The organism is Curtobacterium sp. MCSS17_015 (assembly GCF_003234265.2).
GTDB lineage: Bacteria > Actinomycetota > Actinomycetes > Actinomycetales > Microbacteriaceae > Curtobacterium.
The window spans coordinates 2,545,335-2,563,888 of record NZ_CP126256.1 but is presented as its reverse complement, the minus strand read 5'-3'; the positions used below and the strand labels follow the sequence as shown (position 1 = coordinate 2,563,888).

Annotated in this window: 17 protein-coding genes and 1 tRNA gene; 12 read left to right on the top strand and 6 right to left on the bottom strand. The window is 67.3% G+C overall.

Going from position 1 to position 18,554, the window contains the following annotated elements; all coding sequences use genetic code 11:
* Nucleotides 1-6: 6 nt before the first annotated feature.
* The gene (locus DEJ18_RS12130; RefSeq protein WP_111081543.1) at nucleotides 7-435 is read right to left on the bottom strand and encodes a BLUF domain-containing protein; all 429 of its coding nucleotides are present in this window, start codon (nucleotides 433-435) and stop codon (nucleotides 7-9) included.
* Between the two features lie 83 nt (nucleotides 436-518).
* Here DEJ18_RS12130 and DEJ18_RS12125 point away from each other — a divergent pair, with 83 nt between their 5' ends.
* The 3 genes from DEJ18_RS12125 to DEJ18_RS12115 are packed head-to-tail and all read left to right on the top strand — an operon-like array spanning nucleotide 519 to nucleotide 2,647.
* The gene (locus DEJ18_RS12125) at nucleotides 519-1,247 is read left to right on the top strand and encodes an MSMEG_4193 family putative phosphomutase (protein ID WP_111210650.1); all 729 of its coding nucleotides are present in this window, start codon (nucleotides 519-521) and stop codon (nucleotides 1,245-1,247) included.
* Nucleotides 1,248-1,280: 33 nt separating this feature from the next.
* The gene (locus tag DEJ18_RS12120; protein WP_111081545.1) at nucleotides 1,281-1,814 is read left to right on the top strand and encodes a DUF3090 domain-containing protein; all 534 of its coding nucleotides are present in this window, start codon (nucleotides 1,281-1,283) and stop codon (nucleotides 1,812-1,814) included.
* The gene (locus tag DEJ18_RS12115) at nucleotides 1,811-2,647 is read left to right on the top strand and encodes an SCO1664 family protein (protein ID WP_111210651.1); all 837 of its coding nucleotides are present in this window, start codon (nucleotides 1,811-1,813) and stop codon (nucleotides 2,645-2,647) included. The genes DEJ18_RS12120 and DEJ18_RS12115 overlap by 4 nt, the downstream gene beginning before the upstream one ends.
* 100 nt (nucleotides 2,648-2,747) lie before the next feature.
* On the opposite strand, the gene DEJ18_RS12110 is transcribed toward DEJ18_RS12115, so the two are convergent.
* The 3 genes from DEJ18_RS12110 to DEJ18_RS12100 all read right to left on the bottom strand — a co-directional run bounded on the left by DEJ18_RS12110 (nucleotide 2,748) and on the right by DEJ18_RS12100 (nucleotide 7,490).
* Nucleotides 2,748-4,793, bottom strand: a complete 2,046-nt coding sequence (locus DEJ18_RS12110; RefSeq protein ID WP_258376933.1) for a vWA domain-containing protein — start codon at nucleotides 4,791-4,793, stop codon at nucleotides 2,748-2,750.
* 38 nt (nucleotides 4,794-4,831) lie between these two features.
* The gene (locus tag DEJ18_RS12105; protein WP_111210652.1) at nucleotides 4,832-6,220 is read right to left on the bottom strand and encodes a MoxR family ATPase; all 1,389 of its coding nucleotides are present in this window, start codon (nucleotides 6,218-6,220) and stop codon (nucleotides 4,832-4,834) included.
* 70 nt (nucleotides 6,221-6,290) lie between these two features.
* Nucleotides 6,291-7,490: a cobalamin-independent methionine synthase II family protein gene (locus DEJ18_RS12100; RefSeq protein WP_258376934.1), complete on the bottom strand. Its 1,200-nt coding sequence runs from the start codon at nucleotides 7,488-7,490 to the stop codon at nucleotides 6,291-6,293.
* Nucleotides 7,491-7,772: 282 nt separating this feature from the next.
* Between DEJ18_RS12100 and DEJ18_RS12095 the strand changes: the two genes are divergently transcribed.
* The 3 genes from DEJ18_RS12095 (at nucleotide 7,773) to DEJ18_RS12085 (ending at nucleotide 10,559) form a co-directional block, all read left to right on the top strand.
* Nucleotides 7,773-9,272, top strand: coding sequence for an MFS transporter (locus DEJ18_RS12095; RefSeq protein WP_111210653.1), 1,500 nt, complete (start codon nucleotides 7,773-7,775; stop codon nucleotides 9,270-9,272).
* Nucleotides 9,273-9,481: 209 nt separating this feature from the next.
* Nucleotides 9,482-10,168: a GntR family transcriptional regulator gene (locus DEJ18_RS12090; protein ID WP_146241581.1), complete on the top strand. Its 687-nt coding sequence runs from the start codon at nucleotides 9,482-9,484 to the stop codon at nucleotides 10,166-10,168.
* A gap of 302 nt (nucleotides 10,169-10,470) precedes the next feature.
* Nucleotides 10,471-10,559 (top strand) — tRNA-Ser (locus DEJ18_RS12085).
* A gap of 80 nt (nucleotides 10,560-10,639) precedes the next feature.
* Here DEJ18_RS12085 and DEJ18_RS12080 read toward each other — a convergent pair.
* Both DEJ18_RS12080 and DEJ18_RS12075 read right to left on the bottom strand, forming a co-directional pair.
* A complete protein-coding gene (locus DEJ18_RS12080; protein WP_111210655.1) occupies nucleotides 10,640-11,758 on the bottom strand; it encodes a tyrosine-type recombinase/integrase in 1,119 nt (372 codons plus the stop codon).
* 2 nt (nucleotides 11,759-11,760) lie between these two features.
* On the bottom strand, nucleotides 11,761-12,360 hold the full coding sequence (locus tag DEJ18_RS12075; RefSeq protein WP_111210656.1) for a helix-turn-helix domain-containing protein: 600 nt from the start codon (nucleotides 12,358-12,360) through the stop codon (nucleotides 11,761-11,763).
* Between the two features lie 89 nt (nucleotides 12,361-12,449).
* Between DEJ18_RS12075 and DEJ18_RS12070 the strand changes: the two genes are divergently transcribed.
* From DEJ18_RS12070 to DEJ18_RS12045, 6 genes are all read left to right on the top strand, one after another.
* Nucleotides 12,450-12,701 (top strand): hypothetical protein, encoded by a 252-nt coding sequence (locus DEJ18_RS12070; RefSeq protein WP_111210657.1) that lies wholly within the window; start codon nucleotides 12,450-12,452, stop codon nucleotides 12,699-12,701.
* A 95-nt stretch (nucleotides 12,702-12,796) separates the two neighbouring features.
* Nucleotides 12,797-13,144 carry a hypothetical protein gene (locus DEJ18_RS12065; RefSeq protein WP_111210658.1) on the top strand — a complete coding sequence of 116 codons (348 nt, stop codon included), beginning with the start codon at nucleotides 12,797-12,799 and terminating at the stop codon, nucleotides 13,142-13,144.
* A gap of 427 nt (nucleotides 13,145-13,571) precedes the next feature.
* Complete coding sequence (locus DEJ18_RS12060) at nucleotides 13,572-15,029, top strand: HEPN domain-containing protein (RefSeq protein ID WP_111210659.1); 1,458 nt, start codon at nucleotides 13,572-13,574, stop codon at nucleotides 15,027-15,029.
* 236 nt (nucleotides 15,030-15,265) lie between these two features.
* Nucleotides 15,266-15,772 (top strand): ImmA/IrrE family metallo-endopeptidase, encoded by a 507-nt coding sequence (locus DEJ18_RS12055; RefSeq protein ID WP_111210660.1) that lies wholly within the window; start codon nucleotides 15,266-15,268, stop codon nucleotides 15,770-15,772.
* Nucleotides 15,773-15,967: 195 nt separating this feature from the next.
* Nucleotides 15,968-16,762 carry a hypothetical protein gene (locus DEJ18_RS12050; protein WP_111210661.1) on the top strand — a complete coding sequence of 265 codons (795 nt, stop codon included), beginning with the start codon at nucleotides 15,968-15,970 and terminating at the stop codon, nucleotides 16,760-16,762.
* A gap of 56 nt (nucleotides 16,763-16,818) precedes the next feature.
* Nucleotides 16,819-18,258 carry a hypothetical protein gene (locus DEJ18_RS12045; RefSeq protein ID WP_146241582.1) on the top strand — a complete coding sequence of 480 codons (1,440 nt, stop codon included), beginning with the start codon at nucleotides 16,819-16,821 and terminating at the stop codon, nucleotides 18,256-18,258.
* Nucleotides 18,259-18,554: the final 296 nt, after the last annotated feature.

Genomic DNA, 18,554 nt, shown 5'->3' with positions numbered 1-18,554 from the left:
AGTCGTTCAGTCCTCGACGAGGTCCCGGTCGCGGAACCACTTCAGCAGCCACGCGGCGCTCGTCCGGTCGAAGGACGGGGCGAACTCGAGCGTGCCGGACAGGAACGGACTGAAGCCCTCCTCCGCCGCGATGTCGGCGTCGTCCAGGCCCCGGTACGCCATCGACCAGCCGTCGAACCGGCGGTGCTCGATGTCCTCTCGGATGAGCGAGCGGATGCTGTGGTGCCGCGGATCCCGCTCGATCGCGGCGAACCGGTCGTCGACGCTCCAGGCCGGGCCCTCGAGCAACTGCATGAACCGGCCGCCCTTGACGACGAGCAGTCCCGAGACGCCGAGCGCCTCGTTGCGCAGCCGAGCGGCGGCGAGCATCTCGGTGAGCTCGTCATCACCGAACTCGTGCGTCGCGACGCTCATGTAGACGATGGAGACCAGCACGGATCGATTCTCGCTGGTCCGCAGGCGGCGTGCACGGAACGTGTCCGCTGTTCGCACCGACGCCCGCGCCTAGGATCGTCGGCATGGCGACCGTCCTCCTCGTCCGGCACGGGCGCACCACCGCGAACGCGACCGGACTCCTCGCGGGTCGGACGGCCGGCGTGGCCCTCGACTCCGTCGGCAAGCGACAGGCTGCCGCCACGGCGGAGCGGATCGCCGCGGTGCCCCTCGCCGCCGTCGTGTCCAGCCCGTTGGAACGGTGCCGGCAGACCGCCCGCGCGATCACGGCGTTCCAGCCGGGCGAACCGCAGCAGCTCGTCGAGCGGGGGATCATCGAGGCCGACTACGGCCAGTGGCAGAACCGGAAGATCAGCGACCTCGCGACGGAGCCGCTCTGGCGTGTGGTGCAGGCGAACCCGAGCGCCGTGGTGTTCCCCGGCGGCGAGTCCATGCAGACCATGCAGTCCCGGGCGGTGGCCGCGGTCCGGCGCCTCGACGCGCAGATCGAGGCCGAGCACGGTGCCGACGCGGTGTGGGTCGCGGTGAGCCACGGCGACATCATCAAGTCCGTCCTCGCGGACGCGCTCGGCATGCACCTGGACCTGTTCCAGCGGATCGCCGTCGGTCCGGCCTCGGTGTCGATCGTCCGCTACGGCGAGCACCGGCCGGAGGTCGTCGCGACGAACACCGAGTCCGGCGACCTGTCCTGGTTGGCGCGGGCAGCGGCCCCGACGGGCGACGCGACCGTCGGCGGCGGTGCCGGTCACGACGCCCCCGACGAGCCGACCCGGCCGGGGGCCGCCTCTCCCTGAACGGACGGAGGCGGTCGCTCCTACAATGCGGGTATGCCCCCCATCGTCCACGGCTTCGACTGGCCGGACAGACTCGTCGTCGGCACGATCGGACGCCCGGGCGAGCGGTCGTTCTACATCCAGGCCCGTGACGGCCGCCGCGTGGTCAGCGTCGCGATCGAGAAGGAACAGTCGGCCGTCCTCGCCGACAAGATCGACGAACTCCTCGACGAGGTCGCCACGGTGGAGGACAACCGGTTCAGCGTCCCCGACGCCGCGCCGTCCGAACTGCGCGACGGTGACCCGCTCGACCAGCCGGTCGAGCCCGAGTTCCGTGCCGGCGCCCTGAGCCTCGGCTTCGACCCGGCCACCGCGCAGGTGGTCATCGAGGCGTACCCGATCGACGAGGACGTCGAGGTCTTCGCCGAGTCGACGGGCGACGGCGACGAGGTCGAAGCGGTCGTGGAACTGCCCGAGCCCAGCGAACTGCTGCAGGTCAAGATCCCGGTCGGGACCGCACGGGCCTTCGTCGAGCGGACGCGGGAGATCGTCGCCGCGGGCCGACCGAACCCGCCCGAACTCGGATGACCGTCCAGCGCGACAGCGGCGAGGGCGACGGTTTCACCGGACTCGACGCCGCCAGCGCCTCGGTGCCGAGCGCGCCGGGCGAGCTCCGCATCACCGGACGCATCCGCGAGGCCTCGAACGCCACCTTCGTCGCCCGCCTCGACGGTGAGAACGTGGTCTACAAGCCGATCGAGGGTGAGAAGCCGCTGTGGGACTTCCCGGACGGCACACTCGCTGGCCGTGAGGTCGCCGCCTACCTCGTCTCCGAGACGCTCGGCTGGGACGTCGTGCCGCAGACCTGGCTCGGTGACGGCCCGTTCGGCCCCGGCATGATCCAGCGCTGGCAGGACATCGACCGCGCCCAGGACGCCGTCGACCTGCTCCCGAGCGAGGAGGCCGCAGCGGCCGTCGCGGCGGGGACCGTGCGCGAGGTGCTCGACGCCGTGGACGAGAACGACCAGGCGGTCACCCTGGTGCACGAGGACTCCGCCGCGCTCCGTCGGATGGCGGTCTTCGACGTCGTCACGAACAACGCGGACCGGAAGGGCGGTCACGTGCTGGCGATGCCCGACGGGCACCGGTTCGGCGTGGACCACGGCCTGACCTTCCACGTCGAGCACAAGCTGCGCACCGTGCTGTGGGGCTGGATCGGCGAGCGCCTCACCGACGACGAGGTCGACGGGCTGCAGCGTCTGTCCGAGGCACTCCGCGGTCCGCTCGGCGCGTCGCTCCGCGAGCACCTCAGCGACGACGAGCTGTCGGCCCTCCGCGGGCGCTGCGCCGCGCTCGCCGCGGTCCGGTCGTTCCCGCCGCCGGACGGCCACGGCCCCGCCGTGCCCTGGCCCGTCTTCTGAGGCCGCCCGTCTGCTGACCCCGCCCGTCTGCTGACGCCGACGTCGTGACCGACGGGAGGCGCGGGCCGAGCCCGCCCCGCGCCTCCCGTCCGGTCCGGGCTCAGTCGAAGCGGCCGAAGGCGCTGCCCCACGGGCCGTCGTCGCCGAAGGCCGACCCCGACCCGCGTCGGGCGCCGAGGTACGACCCGACCACCGCGACGCCGAGGTCCTCGTTCTCCGGTGCGGTGACCGTCCCCTCGACCCGCCGGGCCATGCCGGCCACGAAGCGCGCGAGCCCCGGGTCGTCGCCCAGTCGGAAGAACGTCGTCTTCGCGCCGAGCCGGTGGGCGTTCTCGAGCTCCCGCACGCTCAGCGCGATCGTGACGGGGTCGGGCGGGTAGCTGAAGAACACCTGCCCGTCGGGTTCGAGGTGCGACGTCGGCTCGCCGTCGGTGACGATGAGCAGCACCGGCTGTGCGTTCGGGTGCTTGCGGAAGTGCCGGTTCGCCAGCAGCAGGGCGTGGTGCAGGTTCGTGCCCTTGTCCCACATGGCGTCCAGGCCGACGAGCTGCTCGACGTCCATCACCTCGGCCTCACGACCGAACGCGATCAGCTGCAGGTCGTCGCCGCGGAACCTCGTGGAGATGAGCGTGTGCAGGGCCAGGGCGGTCCGCTTCATCGGGACCCACCGGTCCTCCATCGCCATCGAGAACGAGGTGTCGACGAGCAATGCGACCGCGGCCTGGGTCCGGGCCTCGGTCTCCTGCACCTCGACGTCCTCGATCTGCAGGCGGACAGCGGCACCGGTCCGCGTGGCGTCGCCCGCCGTCCTCGTGAGCGCGTTCGTGATCGAGCGGGTGACGTCCCACGGCTCGGTGTCGCCGAACTCCCACGGACGGGTCGAGCCCGAGCGGTCGCCCGCGGCACCGGCACGGCGGAGGTCACGCGCACCCTGCCGACCGGACATCCGCTCGGCGACGTCCTTGAGCAGGCTCTTGCCGAGCTGCCGCATCGCCTTCGGGGTCAGCCGGAGCTGCCCGTCGGTGCCGCGCTGCATCGCGCCCGAGTTCCGCAGCGCCTTCTCGAGCTGCTGCAGGGTCCGGGCGTCGACGGCGGCCTGGTCACCGAGCTGCTGCGCCAGGGCATCGAGGTCCAGGTCGTCGAGCTCGGAGCCGGGGCCGACCTGGGCGAGCTGGTCGGCCAGGGCGTCAAGGTCGGCGATGTCCTGGAAGACCCCGGTGCCGTCGCCGAGGCCGAGCCCCTGCTCGCCGTCCATGCCCTCGGAGCCGCCCCAGTCCTGGCCGGGGCGGAGCGCGCGGAGGGCCTCGTCCAGCTGGGACAGCGCGCCCATCAGCGCGGGGGAGCCGAACGCCTGCTCGGCCAGGGCGTCGAGTTCGTCGCGCTGGTCCTGCGTCATCGAGTTCCGCATCCGCTGGGCCGCGGCGGCCCGGGCGGCGAGGTCGTCGAGGAGCTCGTCGACGTTCTGCGGGTTGCTCGGGAACTGGTCACCGTGCTGCCGCATGAACTCGTCGAACTGCTCCTGTGTGTCCTCGCCCCGGCGGTGGGCGTCGAGGAGCTCGTTGAGGTCCTGCATCATCTGCGCGACCGCGGCCCGGTCCTCGTCGGTTGCGTTCTCGAGCGCCTGCTTCATGCCCGCGAAGCGCTGGTCGAGCATCTCGCGGCCGAGCAGGTCCTTGATCTGCTCGTACTTCTGGCGGGCCGTCGGACTCGTCCAGTCGTAGCCGTTCAGCTCGCTGACCGCGGCGGCGGGCGATGCGGGCAGGCTGTCGAGCTGCAGTTCGGCCAGTGCCCGGTCGCCGTCGTCCATCGCCGTGTCGCGCGCGAGCTGCCCGCGTTCGGCCAGCACGGCCTCGTCGAGGAGCTGCTTGATCTCCTGCAGGGTGCCGTCGAGGTTGTTCCTGCTCGTCAGCTCGCGGCGCTTCTCGGCGACGAGCCGGGCGAGGTCGTCGAGTCCGCGCTGCGAGCGCCCGCCGCGGCGGAGGAACTCCCGCATGGCCCGCTCGGGCGAGGTGCCGGCCATCACGTCCTGGCCGATGGCGTCGAGCGCCTCGGCCAGGTCGACGGGCGGGGCGAGCGGGTCCGGGCCGCCCTCGTACCTGCCGTACCGGCTGTCGCGGCTCAGCCGCCGGTTCGGCCGACTAGCCACGGGTCACCCCGCGGGCATCGGCGTCGGTGCGGACCGCGTCACATCCCATACGCTGCTTCGCCCCCGCCGGACTCCTTGCTGATGCGTCGGGCGAGGAACAGGCCCTCGAGCGCGAGCTCGATCGCGCCGGCCCGTTCGCCGTCGCTCGTCGCTCCCACGCGCGCACACACCTGGTCGTAGAGGTCGGACTCGCCGAGCGACGGCAGGCCGGCCAGGAAGTCCCGCGCACTGACCTGCTCGCCCGTGGTCACCATGGTGCCCGCCTCGAGCGCGTCGACGAGGACGCCGAAGTCGAGCCCGCGGAAGCGTGAGCGGACGGTCTCGGCGGTCGCGGTCCGGAGGAGGTGCTCGAGCACCTCGTCGGCGCGGTCCTCTTCCCCCGACTCGAACTCGATCTTGCCGCCGAGGACGTCGACCGCGGTCTCGAGGTCGATCGGGCGGGCGACGGCCTCGGGTTCACCCTGCCGGGCCGCGCGGTGGACGGCGGCCGCCGAGACGGTCTCGGCGCCGGCGATCGAGAAGCGAGCGCTCACACCGCTTCGCTGGTCGACCGCCGCGGACTCGCGCAGGGCCCGGGTGAAGCGGGCGAGGATCTCGACGAGCGGGTCCGGCACCTCGGCGGTCAACTGCGCCTCTTGTCGGATGACCGCGATCTCGTCCGCCAGCTCGATCGGGTAGTGGGTCCGGATCTCGGCGCCGAAGCGGTCCTTCAGCGGCGTGATGATCCGTCCACGGTTCGTGTAGTCCTCGGGGTTCGCGCTCGCCACGATGAGCACGTCGAGCGGTAGGCGCAGCACGTAGCCGCGGATCTGCACGTCGCGCTCCTCCATCACGTTGAGCATCGCGACCTGGATGCGTTCGGCCAGGTCGGGCAGCTCGTTGATCGCGACGATGCCGCGGTGACCACGGGGGATGAGTCCGAAGTGGATGGTCTCCGGGTCGCCGAGGCTGCGACCCTCGGCCACCTTCATCGGGTCGACGTCGCCGATCAGGTCCGCGACGGAGGTGTCCGGCGTCGCGAGCTTCTCGACGTACCGCTCGTCGCGGTGCACCCACGAGATCGGGAGCGCGTCGCCGAGGTCCTCGGCACGGCGGATGCTCGCCGTGGTGATCGGCTCGTACGGGTGCTCGCCGAGCTCCGAGCCGGTGATGACCGGCGTCCACTCGTCCATCAGCCCGTTCAGGGTGCGGAGCAGTCGGGTCTTGCCCTGCCCGCGCTCGCCGAGCAGGACGACGTCGTGTCCGGCGATGAGCGCTCGTTCGAGCTGCGGGATGACGGTGGTCTCGAACCCGTGCAGGCCGGGCCAGGGGTCGCGGCCCTCGCGGAGGGCGGCGAGCAGGTTGTCGCGGATCTCGGCGCGGACCGACTTCTGGACGTGCCCAGCAGCGCGGAGCTCGCCGACCGTGGTGATGTCAGGTCGGTTCACGGGCGCCACGGTACGCCTGCCCGCCGACGCTGGCGACCCCGTGCCGGGCGTCCCGCGCGGACGGCCGACGTCAGCCGAACAGGCGGCGGGAGGCGATCTCCGCGCCCTCGGTCAGCGCGCGGAGCTTCGCCCACGCCACGTCGGAGGCGACGAACTCGTAGCTCGCGAAGGTCGCCAGGCCGCAGTCCGTGCCGGCGACGATGCGGGTCGGGTCGCCGACGGCCTCGGCTGCCTCGACGATGCGGTTCGCGACGAGCTGCGGGTGCTCGAGGTAGTTGGTCGTCACGTCGATGACCCCTGGCACGAGCACGGCGTCCTCGGGCAGCGGCAGGTCGCGGAACGCCGGGAACTCGTGCGCGTGCCGCGGGTTGCCGAACGGGATGCTGAACGAGCCGACCTCGGCGCGGTAGAGGTGGGGGAGCAGCACGTCGACGGGCACGTCGTCCTGGTGCGGGCCCTGCCAGTTGCCGTAGCAGACGTGCAGCCGGGTCTGCTCCTTCGGGATGTTCCGCAGGGCGTGGTTGAGGGCGTCGACGTGCAGGTCGACCGCGGCGAGGAACTCGTCGAGGGAGGCGTTGCCGAAGTGGATCACACGTTCCATCGCCAGGTCCGGTGCGTCGAGCTGCAGGACGTGTCCGCGGGCGACGATCTCCTCGTACTCGACGCGGAGCTGCTCGGCGAGGGCGAAGACGTACTCGCGGTGGTCGGCGTAGTGCGGGTTGGCGTCGTCGAGCAGCAGGGTCGTCGCCACGATGCCAGGCGTCGCCGCGGAGATGAAGGTCCCCTCAGGAACACGACCGGCCGCGGCGTTCCGCGCCAGTTCGCGGTCGAAGCCGTCCAGGTCCTCGCGGATCCCGGCGCGTTCCTCGTCGTACTGCAGCAGCCCCTGGGCGACCGGGGTGTCCCAGACGCGGGCGAACTCGGCACCCTCGTCGATCTGTCGCGCCTGGAACGCGGCGTACTCGGGGAACTTCACCGAGTCGAGCGTCGGCTTGCGGTGCCCGGACCCGCCGAAGCCGGACAGTCGCTCCCGGATGTAGGTGGAGAAGCCGACGCGGGGCACCTCGCCGTCGTTGACGACGTCGAGTCCGGCGTCGAGCTGCGCGTCCACGGTGGCGGCCAGCACCGCCGCCGTCTCCTCGCGGAGCGCCTGCTCGTCGAAGGGTTTCCCCTGGTCACGGGCGACCAGGAGTGCGGTCAGCTCCGGCGTCCGGGGGAGCGACCCGGTGTGGGTCGTGAGGATGCGGTCGGTCGAGTTCTGCAGCGGCACGCGCCCACGGTACCGGCCGGGAGGCCCGTGGCGGGCTGCTGTCGGGCCTCCCGTCCGGTACGCGGCGGAGTCACACATGTTGTGAGGATCCCTAGCATCCGAGAGGATGAGTGCAGAGCGGCGGAGCCGGATCGACATAGGGGGATCCGGCTCCGGCCCGCTCGTGCTCCGGTTCCGGCGTCCGCCCCGTGGCCCTTCCGACCGAGAACGGGACCGGTGGGCCGGGCGTACGTTCCTCCCTTGCGGCTGGCGGAGGGCGCTCGCCGCGGGAGGAGCACGCGCATGACGAGCGCCAGCGGAACGAGGGGCGGCTCGGTCACGAGCCTCGTCCCGGCGAGGATGGACCGGCTGCCGTGGACGAGGTTCCACTGGAGCGTGGTGGTGGGACTCGGGGTGTCCTGGATCCTGGACGGACTCGAGATCCAGATCGTCTCGAACGCCGGGTTCAAGGCGGACCTCGGGCTGTCGAACCAGGACGTGGCGTCGCTCGGCAGCATCTACCTGGTGGGGCAGGTCGTCGGCGCACTGGTCTTCGGCCGGATGTCCGACCGGCTCGGACGACGCAAGCTCTTCATCCTGACGCTGGCGATCTACCTCATCGGGTCGGGCGTCGCGGGCCTCGCGCAGGACTTCTGGTTCCTCGCGGTGTTCCGGTTCGTCGCGGGACTCGGCATCGGTGGCGAGTACGCCGCGATCAACTCCGCGATCGACGAACTCATCCCGTCGAAGTACCGCGGGCACGTCGACATCGCCATCAACGGCACCTACTGGGGCGGCGCGGCACTCGGCGCGGCCGCGAACATCTACCTGCTCGACACCGCGCACTTCGCCGAGGACGTCGGCTGGCGGATCGGGTTCTTCCTCGGCCCGGTGCTCGGCATCGCGATCATCTTCCTGCGGCGGCACATCCCCGAGAGTCCTCGCTGGCTGATGACGCACGGCAAGGAGCAGGAGGCGGACGAGACCGTCACGCGCATCGAGGCCGAGGTCGAGCGGGAGTCGGGCCGGACGCTCGAACCGGTGCCGCAGTCGAAGGCGATGACGGTCACTCCGATGGACCGCGTCGGGTTCCTCACCATCGCCCGGGTGCTGCTCAAGCAGTACCCGACCCGCACCCTCGTCGGCGCGACGATGATGATCACCCAGGCGTTCCTCTACAACGCGATCTTCTTCACGTACGCACTGGTGTTGACGAACTTCTTCGAGATGGAGACCGCGCAGACCAGCCTGTACTTCTTCCCGTTCGCCATCGGCAACCTGCTCGGGCCGCTGATCCTCGGCCGGTTCTTCGACACGTGGGGCCGCCGGCAGATGATCTTCCTGACGTATCTGGTGTCCGGTCTCGTGCTCGCGACCTCGGCGTTCCTGTTCCGCGCCGACGCCATCAGCGCCACCGTGCAGGTCGCGTTCTGGTGCGTGTCGTTCTTCTTCGCGTCGGCGGGCGCCTCGAGCGCCTACCTGACGGTCAGCGAGATCTTCCCACTCGAACTCCGGTCGCAGGCGATCTCGTACTTCTTCGCCCTCGCACAGGTCTTCGGCGCGATCGCACCAGTGGTCTACGGCGCGTTCATCGGGGACGGGTCGTCGCGGGAGCCGCTCTTCTGGGGCTACCTGCTCGGGTCGACGGTGATGATCATCGGCGGGGTGGTCGCGCTCGTCTTCGGCGTGGACGCGGCACGGAAGGGGCTCGAGGACATCACGCAGCCGCTCTCCGTGCTGACCGCGAAGGACGGGGCCGGATCGGGGCCGGGCTCCGGGGCTGCGTCCTCGCGAAACTCCTGATGCAACATGTTTAGCGGTCGACGCCACGTCCTGTGACCCTCGTGACCACGGCCCGTCCGACAGGGCCGTGGTCACGGAGGGTCCGATGCGGAACACCAGAACGACGAGTGGGCAGGAGTCTGTCCTCCACAACCGACGGCGTGGCGGAGTTGCCCACCGTGCCGTCGGGGACGCGCTCCATCGGAGCCGCCGTGGATGACGGTGACGTGATGACCGGCCTGCTCCGCCCCGAACGAGACGTCGCCCATCCCGGTGGCCCGATCGCCGTGCCGCGCAACCTGCTCCGCGACGCCGTCTTCGCCCGGATGCTCCGGAGCATCCTGCGTGGGGACTACCGGCGCGGCCAACGGCTCCGACTGGACGCGCTCGCGGACGACATGCAGGTGTCGCGGACCCCCGTGCGCGAAGCCCTCGTCCCGCTCGAGGCCATGCGGCTGGTGGTCGTGCAGCGGTACGTCGGCGTCGTCATCGCCCCGTGGACGGTCGGCCAGATGGTCGAACGCACCCGGATCGCCAGGGCCATGCTCATCGACCCGCCGTCCAGCTGCGCCCCGACCGACGAGCCCTTCGACGCGGTCACCCTCCGCGACTGCCTGTCCGAGGCGGGCGCGTTCGTCGAGCTCGCCGTGTGGGTGTTGCGCCGCTCCGGGGCGCCGGTGAGCGCGGACTGGCTGCGGTCGCAGCAGCCCGTGCTCGACGTGTTCCACACCGATGACATCGCCCGGGCGAACGGCATCGACGTGGCCGCGGACTGGACCAGCCGGATGCACCTGGTCAAGGCGGCCCGTGCAGCCGCACTCGCCGACGACGTGCCACGCTGCGCGGCCCGCCTGGCCGCGCTCGCCGAGCTGCTCATCGCCCTGCCGGAGCGGTTCCGGAGCGCGGAGACCGCCTAGTCCCGCTGCGCGCCGGGCGGAACGAAGTCGCTCCCCGTGCGGGCTCCGGGCGATCGGGGACGCCGGGCCCAGGCCACGGGGAGCGACGTCTGGGTGCTGTGTCGCAGCGACAGGGCACGGATGCCCCGGAATGTGATCGCCACGTCCCGACGAGACTATGCACCGGGGTACACATCGGCAAGCCCCGATCGTCCCCACTTCGGGGGACCGGTGCCGGCGGTCCCGGTGAGCCGCACGTGGCAGCTCCGTTTCGTGCGGGCGCTGGTCCTCCTGTATGGTGATCGGAGTGCCGTCAGGCACCTGGAGACGTCGCATAGTCAGGCCGAGTGCACCACCCTGCTAAGGTGGAGTCCCCTCTCGGGGACCGAGGGTTCAAATCCCTCCGTCTCCGCACTTGGTCCCTGGTCAGAGCAGCACAAGATGCTCGCTCTGACCAGGGATTATTTTGTTGTAGTCGCTGAGCGGGTTCGCCTAGACGGCCTCGGGCAGGCCGGAACCCCACATATTCCCCACAACCGAGGATCGAGCCGCCGCGTCGATGTTGTCTGCCAGCACTTCGAGGTCGTCAGCGAAGAGATCGGCGTAGACGTCCAGCGTCATGGCTGCGGAGGCGTGCCCGAGCATGCGCTGCACTGCCTTGACATTGCCATGAGCGCTGACGGCGAGACTTGCCGCCGTGTGTCGCAGGTCGTGGAGCGTCATCGGTGGCAAGCCGCTCTCGGCGAGGGCTGTCTTGAACCAGGAGCGACTTCCTTCCGACACGCGAGTACGGCGGAGGTGTCGGCCCTCGTCGTCGCTGAAGATGAGCGCGTCACGGGACTTCGCGCCGCAGGCTGCGGCGAGTGCGTCGAGCAGGAAATCCGCAAGGACGATCGTGCGGGATTTGTGCGACTTGGGCGTACCGACGTGAATTTCCCCTCCGACCTCGACGGCGTTGACCTGGACCTTCAACCTGCGGCTGGAGTGGTCGAAGTCTCCGACGCGGAGGCCGATGGCTTCCCATCGGAGCCCGGTGTACGCGAGGAGGAGGACGAGGGTTCGGCGCTCGCCGGAGTTCGCCGCGAGCCGGTGGACCTGCTGATGGGTGAGGTATACGTGGGCCTTCGTGGTCTTCCGAGGAAGGTTCACGCCCCTCGCAGCGTTGATTGAGATCCGTCGGTCCTTCACCGCCACGTCCAGGATCGAGGCCAGGATGCCGTAGGCCCGAAGCACGACGCTAGCGCTGCGGTGCGCCGCCAGGTCCGTCACCCATCGCTGGACGTCGCTGTGCCGCACCTGAGCGACTCGTACATCTCCCCAGGATGGCGCAACGTGGACGCGCCACGCTGTCTCGATCGGACGCCGGGAAGATGGCTTGAGGTGTGTCTGTGTTGCGAGCCAGTCAGTAGCGAGGTCTCCAATCTTCATCCGCGAAGACTGAGCGTCGATGTACTCGCCCCGAAGCATGGAGACCTCGACGGTCGCGGCGAAGTCCTTCGCTGCTCGAAGTGTCTTGAAGCTGCCCTTCTCCCGCGAACGGTTCTGCGGGTCTCGGTAGCGGACGCGCCAGCGGATGCCAGCGGCGATCTCGTACTTCTCGAAGCTCGCCATGGCTACTTCTCAGTGGACGGGGAAGTCGACGACGGGGCTTCGTTGGTCCGCTCAAACCCGAACGCCTGGAGCGCTCGGTGAGTGTCAGGATCTGCCATGAGATGTCGCCAAGCGCGGAGGTACTCGGGAAGCGCTTCGAAGCGGGCGAACTGCATGAACGCGTTGATGATCGGCTTCTCGTCAGGGCTGAGGCCGCCAGCGTCGAAGGCGTAATCGGGCGTCTCCGGGAGGTACTCCCGAAGGGCCGTCGTGAACGTCTCCTGCGCGCGGAAGGCCTTGACGACCTGGCCCTCGACGATTGCGAGCTGCTCGACGAAATCTGCTCCTGCGCGCCGCACCAGAGCTCCAGGGCTCGGGGGAGCGCTCGAGATCGCAAGGGCATCGACGGGTACGCCCAGAGTGTCGGCAAGATCGACCGCCTCGCCGATGCTCACCTTCCTGCGACTGTTCTCCAGCTTCCAGACGGTCTGCTGGTGAAAGTCATGGCCGCGCCTGACCATCTCCCGGGCAACCTCGTCCTGCGTCATCCCCGTTCGCTCTCGCTCGGCCCTGAACTGGCGAGCGAACACCTTGTCCGGTGTGGTGTCGTCCTCGATCGTCATGCGAGGACCGTACACCCGTCTGGTGTTTGCGCGCAAACCGAAATGACTCCACACTTCTGGTGTACACCTCACACCAGAACGGAGACCCCGTGTCCTACCTCACCAACGCGACGGACCGCCAGTCCGAGCTCGGACCTGACGCCGCCGATCGCTACCTCTCTCCTGCGGACGTCTGCTTCCTGATTCCCGGGATGACGGAGGGCCGCCTCAAGATGGCCCGGTTCAACGGGACGGGGCCCGAGTACCTCAGGCCTACGCCTCGCACGATCGTCTACTCGGAGCGACGGGTGCGTGCTTGGCTGGAAGCTTCCGCACGTCAGAGCACGGCGGAAGCGGCGTGATCGATCTTCAGGCTGCGGCGAGCGCCGGAGATGAGGGAGGCTAGATGGGAGCCCGCCTCGTAGGAGAGGCCTACGCGTTCGCTAATCTCCGGCACGTGAGCGACACGGCCTTCCGCTTGCTCGTCTACATGTGTCTTCGGTCGCTCGACGAGACCTCAGCCAAGGGCCAGGCGGGCCGCCACTCATTCATGCGCCGCGCGGAACTCGCCAAGGGGCTCGGTAGGGACATGCCAGAGTCCAAGCCGGGTCCTGGCGCGGCGCTTGAGGATATCCGGCTTTGGAAGAAGCACGACCAGGCCGTCACACGAGCGTTGAAGGAGTTGGTGGAGCTGGGGGCCGTGCATCGGGTCGCTTCCGGCCGCAAGGGGTGGACCGCCACCTACTTGATCTGCGTCAACCCGTGGTGCCCGCACGTGCAGACCGGCGAGGCGCAAGCAGCCTGACCGGGTCGCACGATGGTCGGCATGCCTCGCCCACGTCACGCGTGGGCCTCGCTCCTAGTCATCGCGTAGGCACTGACCTACGTCGCACGTCGCCATGGGCCTACGCGGCACGTAGCCCCAAGGACCCACACATGAATAACAAAGAACTGAGGGGAGGAAATGGGCCAGCTCAGGAGAACTCACGCGAGTTTGCGAGGGGCTGCGATTGTCCAATGAAGGGCCTGACGGAGTTCTTCGATAGGTGGATTGCTGCCTGTCGCTGAGCGGGTAGGAGAGGGGAGGGGAGGGGAGGGGCACTCCCCCCCCTCCCCGTCAAGCGACGATCGGTACGTGCTGCAGATCGCGGTGCGCGCGAGTCTGGGGGACTGCGAGATGTCTGTCGCTCCATGGGAGCTACGATCCAGAGGAGGTTCCGAAGGAGTGCCCGATGCTGGATGTCCCACCGCCCCGCCCGACGAGGACGACGCCCCTCGAAGCAGCGGTCGTGAGAGCGGTTCGGAGGGTTCTGCGCTTCGTGAACGAGGAAGGCACTCGCCCGGCTTACATCTCGCGCACGGGCGCAGTTGCTGCGACTGTCAACGAGGCGGGCTGGCCTTCGACGGTGCGTGCTTCGTTCCTTCTGTCGAACGACGGGCCAATCAACTGGGCACGCGTCCTCGACACCGTCAAGACTCCGCTGCTCAACATCACTCCAGACGACGTCCCCGAGCTGCGAGAGGTCATCACCCTCGTTGCGGCAGGTACACCCCTGGGTGAGCGTCTGAGCGGTGTCGTAGCCGACATCCCCGACGAGAACCGCCGCGAGAACCGCTTCGCTCAGGAATGCCTCCATCTCCTAGCTTCGGTCCTCACACAGGTGAACGACAGTAACGCAGCCAACGACGAGCAGATCCTCGACGCATGGCGGTTGGTCGAGAACGCGGAGGTCGCCGCCTCTTTGCGGTATGACCTGTTGATCCCGCTACCCCTGCTGTCGTTCCCTGACGATTTCTCTCTGGACCTCGAAGATCAGGTAAAGATCCGTCCGATGACTGAGGACGAGCAAGTGGCTAGGGCGCCAGGGACCTCGGGCATCGCCGAGGTGAATCCTTATCTCGTGGCCGCCGCTACGCACTGCCTGATCCTTGAGGGTCGCTCGGTCGACAACTCCCCAGGGGCATTCGTGCGTTCTGTTCGGATGTCCGTGGACACCGCTGACATCGAGATCATCGAACGAGTCTGCCAGGCGCTGCACATTTCCCTCTCCAGGGGGGTCGGCTACGCACAGGTCTGCTTGCTCCCTCGCGGCTGGGTTGATCGATGGAGTCCGTCCCCCAGCTTGTCGAATATCAAGACATATCGTCGATACCCACCAGCGTTTGAGCGTGCGGCGTGGAATCGACAGAAAGCTGTCCTGGAGGACGAGGACCTTGCTCTCATCGGGCGGATATACAACGGGCTATCGAAAGGCAGTCGGCAAGCGCGCCTAGCTGCACAACGGCTCTTCCTGGCATCGCTTCGCGCTGATAGGGATGACTCTCTTCTCGACTCTTGCATCGGGATTGAGGCACTGCTTGGGGAGGGGAAAGATGAACTCGTTCATCGAATGTCTCTCCGGGCTGCCACTGCCCTGGCTGCTTCCTCTAGATACCACTCGCCGCAGGTCTCTTATAGGTTGATGAAAGAAGTTTACAAACTTCGGTCACAGCTCGTCCACGGCGTGAACATCAAAGACAGAATGATTCAGATCAATTCCAAGTCGATCTCCGCGACTGAAGCGGCGCGTTATCTGCTTCGTTGGCTTTTGCGGGCGCTGTTCGAGTCAGAGCCAGCGTGGGACCCAATTGCGCTCGACCGCAGACTCCTCGCCGCGCTCGAAACGTTGCGGGCGGACGGCGACGGGTGATCCTCGACGTAGGCGTCTGTTGCTGCGGCGACTGTGATGGGGCGGACGGCCTTCCGTAGGGCTTCGCTGACCTACACCGCGATGCCACCACGGACTGTCTGATGAGGCAGTGAAGCAAGGTCCTTTGATCAGGGGTACCGCACGATTGATGGTGCCTGCCCCGTGCAACTACGCCGGTTCCGCCTCCGGCGAAACTCCGCTGTCGGCCGGTAGACTGAGGTGGGAGAGGGGACAACGTGCCTGGTGCAACTGCCGCATCGTCACTGTCAAACAGGGCGATCGCCGAGTACGCGGAGCGGGTTGGCGTTCATCACAACGTCTACTCCGCGTTGGGGCGAGCTGACCTGGATGGGCTGGTCTCCGTGCTGGGCGGCCGTGTCGAGGAGTCCAACGCCCTGGTGGCCCCGGAGGCGCTGACCGTCTATGCGCCGGGGCATTTCACCGTGCACCTGCCCCTCGTGACCTCGGATCGTCGTGACCGCTTCACCATTGCTCACGAGCTTGGGCATTACTTCCTGCACTATCTATACCCGAAGCACGAGAATGCTCAGGTGTTCGGGCGCGGGGAACGCAATCGTGCAGAGACCGAAGCGAATGTCTTTGCGTCGTCGCTGCTCATGCCAGAGAAGAAGTTCCGCGAGGCTGTTCAAACTTTCGGCACCGATTGGTGGAAGGTCGGAGATGTCTTTGGAGTGTCTCCGAGCGCCGCTTCTGTTCGTGCCCAGGTATTGGGGATCGACTAAAACTTGTCTGCCGCTCCTCGATCGAGCCTCTTCGTCTCGTGCGATCTTGTTGGATCAACCCAGTTCAAGCAGAAGAACGAAGGCTGGCAAAAGGTCTTCCTTAGCTTTTATCGCGAATTCCCGCAGTTCGTAGCTAATGCGAGCAGGGCTCGCAGTGACGATGGTGAACCCACTAGGTTCCAGCTATGGAAGGCCGTGGGCGACGAGCTCATATTTGAGGTCGACGTTAGCTCTGAGAAGGAGATTGGGCTAGCTGTCCGAGTGTGGCTGGACGCTATGACCGAGTACGAGGAGCAAGTGCTCAGCGCCTCCGGCCTCGCGCTGAAGGGCGGCGCATTCATTGCCACGTTCCCGGGGCCGGACAGCGAGTCCACGATACCGCGGACTCCAGATGTCGAGACTTCGGACAATCCGGTCGCAGTTCTGAACCAAAAGGCGTTGAGCGGGACAAGGGCCCATAAGAAGTATCTGTACGACTACTTCGGGCCCAGCATCGACACCGGTTTCCGGGTCTTCGGTCTTGCGTCCCAGCGGTTCTTCACCTTGTCGGTCGAGGTTGCCTGGGCTGTCGCCGCTGCCGCGTACGATGCTTCTGGTGTGATGGCGGGTAATGAGACGCATCACGTGAACGACATCGTTCTGCACGGACGTCCTGTCTTGAAAGGGGTTTGGGCGGGCCGCGAGTACCCGGTGTTCGCTGTAGACCGCGATCAGGCGGACGCAGTGAATGTGGCTCTCGCCAAGCTCACCGGAGCCGGGCTTGACGCCAAGCAGATCATCGATGTGTGTCACGCGTGTCACGAGTCTGACACCTGGCCATCGAAGCTCTACCTGCCCGAATCGACCAACTCTGCGTTCAAGGTCGAGCCAGAGGACGCCATGCAGCCCCTATTTGAGAGTGAATCCTCACGAGTGGGCTCGGAAGAGGTCGACGAAGGATCGCAGACAGATGAAGTGGATGCTCTCGCGCCTGGGGTCCCGCTCGGCTGACCTGATCCGTTGGCTTGTCTGAGCTAGTCTGTCGTCACCGAGGTTGAGGGGAATCAGTGGCAAAGAAGGATGTTGTAGTCGCGGGTGCGAAGAAGGGCGATCTAGCCGCTTCGATCACCGGGCTTGAGGGTGCGCTTCTTCGCCGCGCGGAGGACATGGGGCTGCCGAGCGATGGAGTCCTCATTGGTGTTCGCGAGCGCGTCATGGTGTTGGACAACCTGGAAGGCGCACTTTCGGGTCTTGCTCGCGACCGACGTTCCAACTCGGTCTACCTCTCCAAGTTCATGATGGCAGTCAGCGCGGGGTTGTTTGACGCTGCGTTGAACTACTTGTGGGACGAGACGATTGGTGAGCTTCGGAAGCGCATTGTCGACTATGATCTGACGTATTTCTTCGATTTGGCTGTGCCCGCGCCGGAGAAGAGGAAGGATCTTCGTGGTGAGGCAGACCTTCTGAAGATCACCGACGAGGAGTTGGTGCGTTCTGCGGCGACGATCGGCTTCATCTCACCGATCGGGCAACAGCAACTAGATCTAGTTCGCTTCATGCGGAATCACGCTAGCGCTGCTCATCCGAACCAACACGAACTCTCGCCCTATTCGCTGCTCGGCTACCTCGAGACGTGCATCAAGGAAGTGATCACGCTCCCGCCGACGACGGCTATGGTCACGACCAGCAGGCTGTTGGCGAATATCAAGCAAGAAACCGTTTCAGACGAGGATGCTTCCAGCTTTGCGACGTTCTTCCTTCAGCTCAGAGAGGCTCAGGTTGACGCTCTGCTCGACGGTTTGTTCGGCATCTACGTAGCCGACGCGACTCCCGAGCTCGCTCGTGACAACGTGCGGAAGCTGGTGCCGCATCTGTGGCCACGGGTGCCGGAGGACAAGCGATTCTCTCTCGGCGTCCGCCATTCGCGCTTCCGTGGGAACCTCGACACTGCCCAAGCGGATAGAGCGCGTGAGTTCCTCCAGGTTGTCGATGGCATGGGCTACCTCGCGGAAGATGTACGCGGCGGCGAGATTGACGTTCTTCTCGACCGCCTCATCGCCGTTCACAACGCGATGGACAATTTCTACAACGAGCCTCCCATTGCCCGGCAACTCAAGGAGTTTGTGGGCTCGCAACCTGTTCCGCAGGGCATCCGGCGAAAGTACGTGCGGACGCTCGTTGAGCTCTTCCTCGGTCGTGCATCCGGCATCTCGTTCCAAGCCGATGGAGTGTACGCCGCGCTGCTTCAGCAGCTGACTCCCGATGAGGGGGCCGTGGCGTTGGTCTTCCTCACCGAAGCTGACCTCGCCGGGCTCCTGAGCTACAGGAAGCCTAAGCAACAGTTGGCGCGTCTGCTGGATGTGCTCAGTACCAAGCTTTCGACCCCGCTCGCGAAGGATCTAGCGCTGTTGCTGGGTGCGTTCACCGGCCCTCGAGAGTCAATGCACCTCGACACCAGGATCTCGAAGGCCGGTGACAAGCTTCGCAAGTCCATCGAGAAGAAGTAGGTGTCCGTCGTGCGGCCCGCACGCTCTCCTCTCCTCACGGATGCCCCACAACCGAGGAGTCGGCGAGGTGTGCCAAGCGGCGGGAAGTCACTGCTGGAGCCCGTAAGTACGGGAGTCGAGTAGGCGCGCCCTTGAACTCAGCCTGAGGCGGGAGAGTTCAAATCCCTCCGTCTCCGCACTCCACGAAGCCCCGGTCCCGCAGCAGCGGACCGGGGCTTCGTCGTTCCGCCGTGCGCGTCGTCCTGCGCCTCCACGCAGTGCCGACAGTTAGTACCCGGTACGAAACGCAGTCCTCA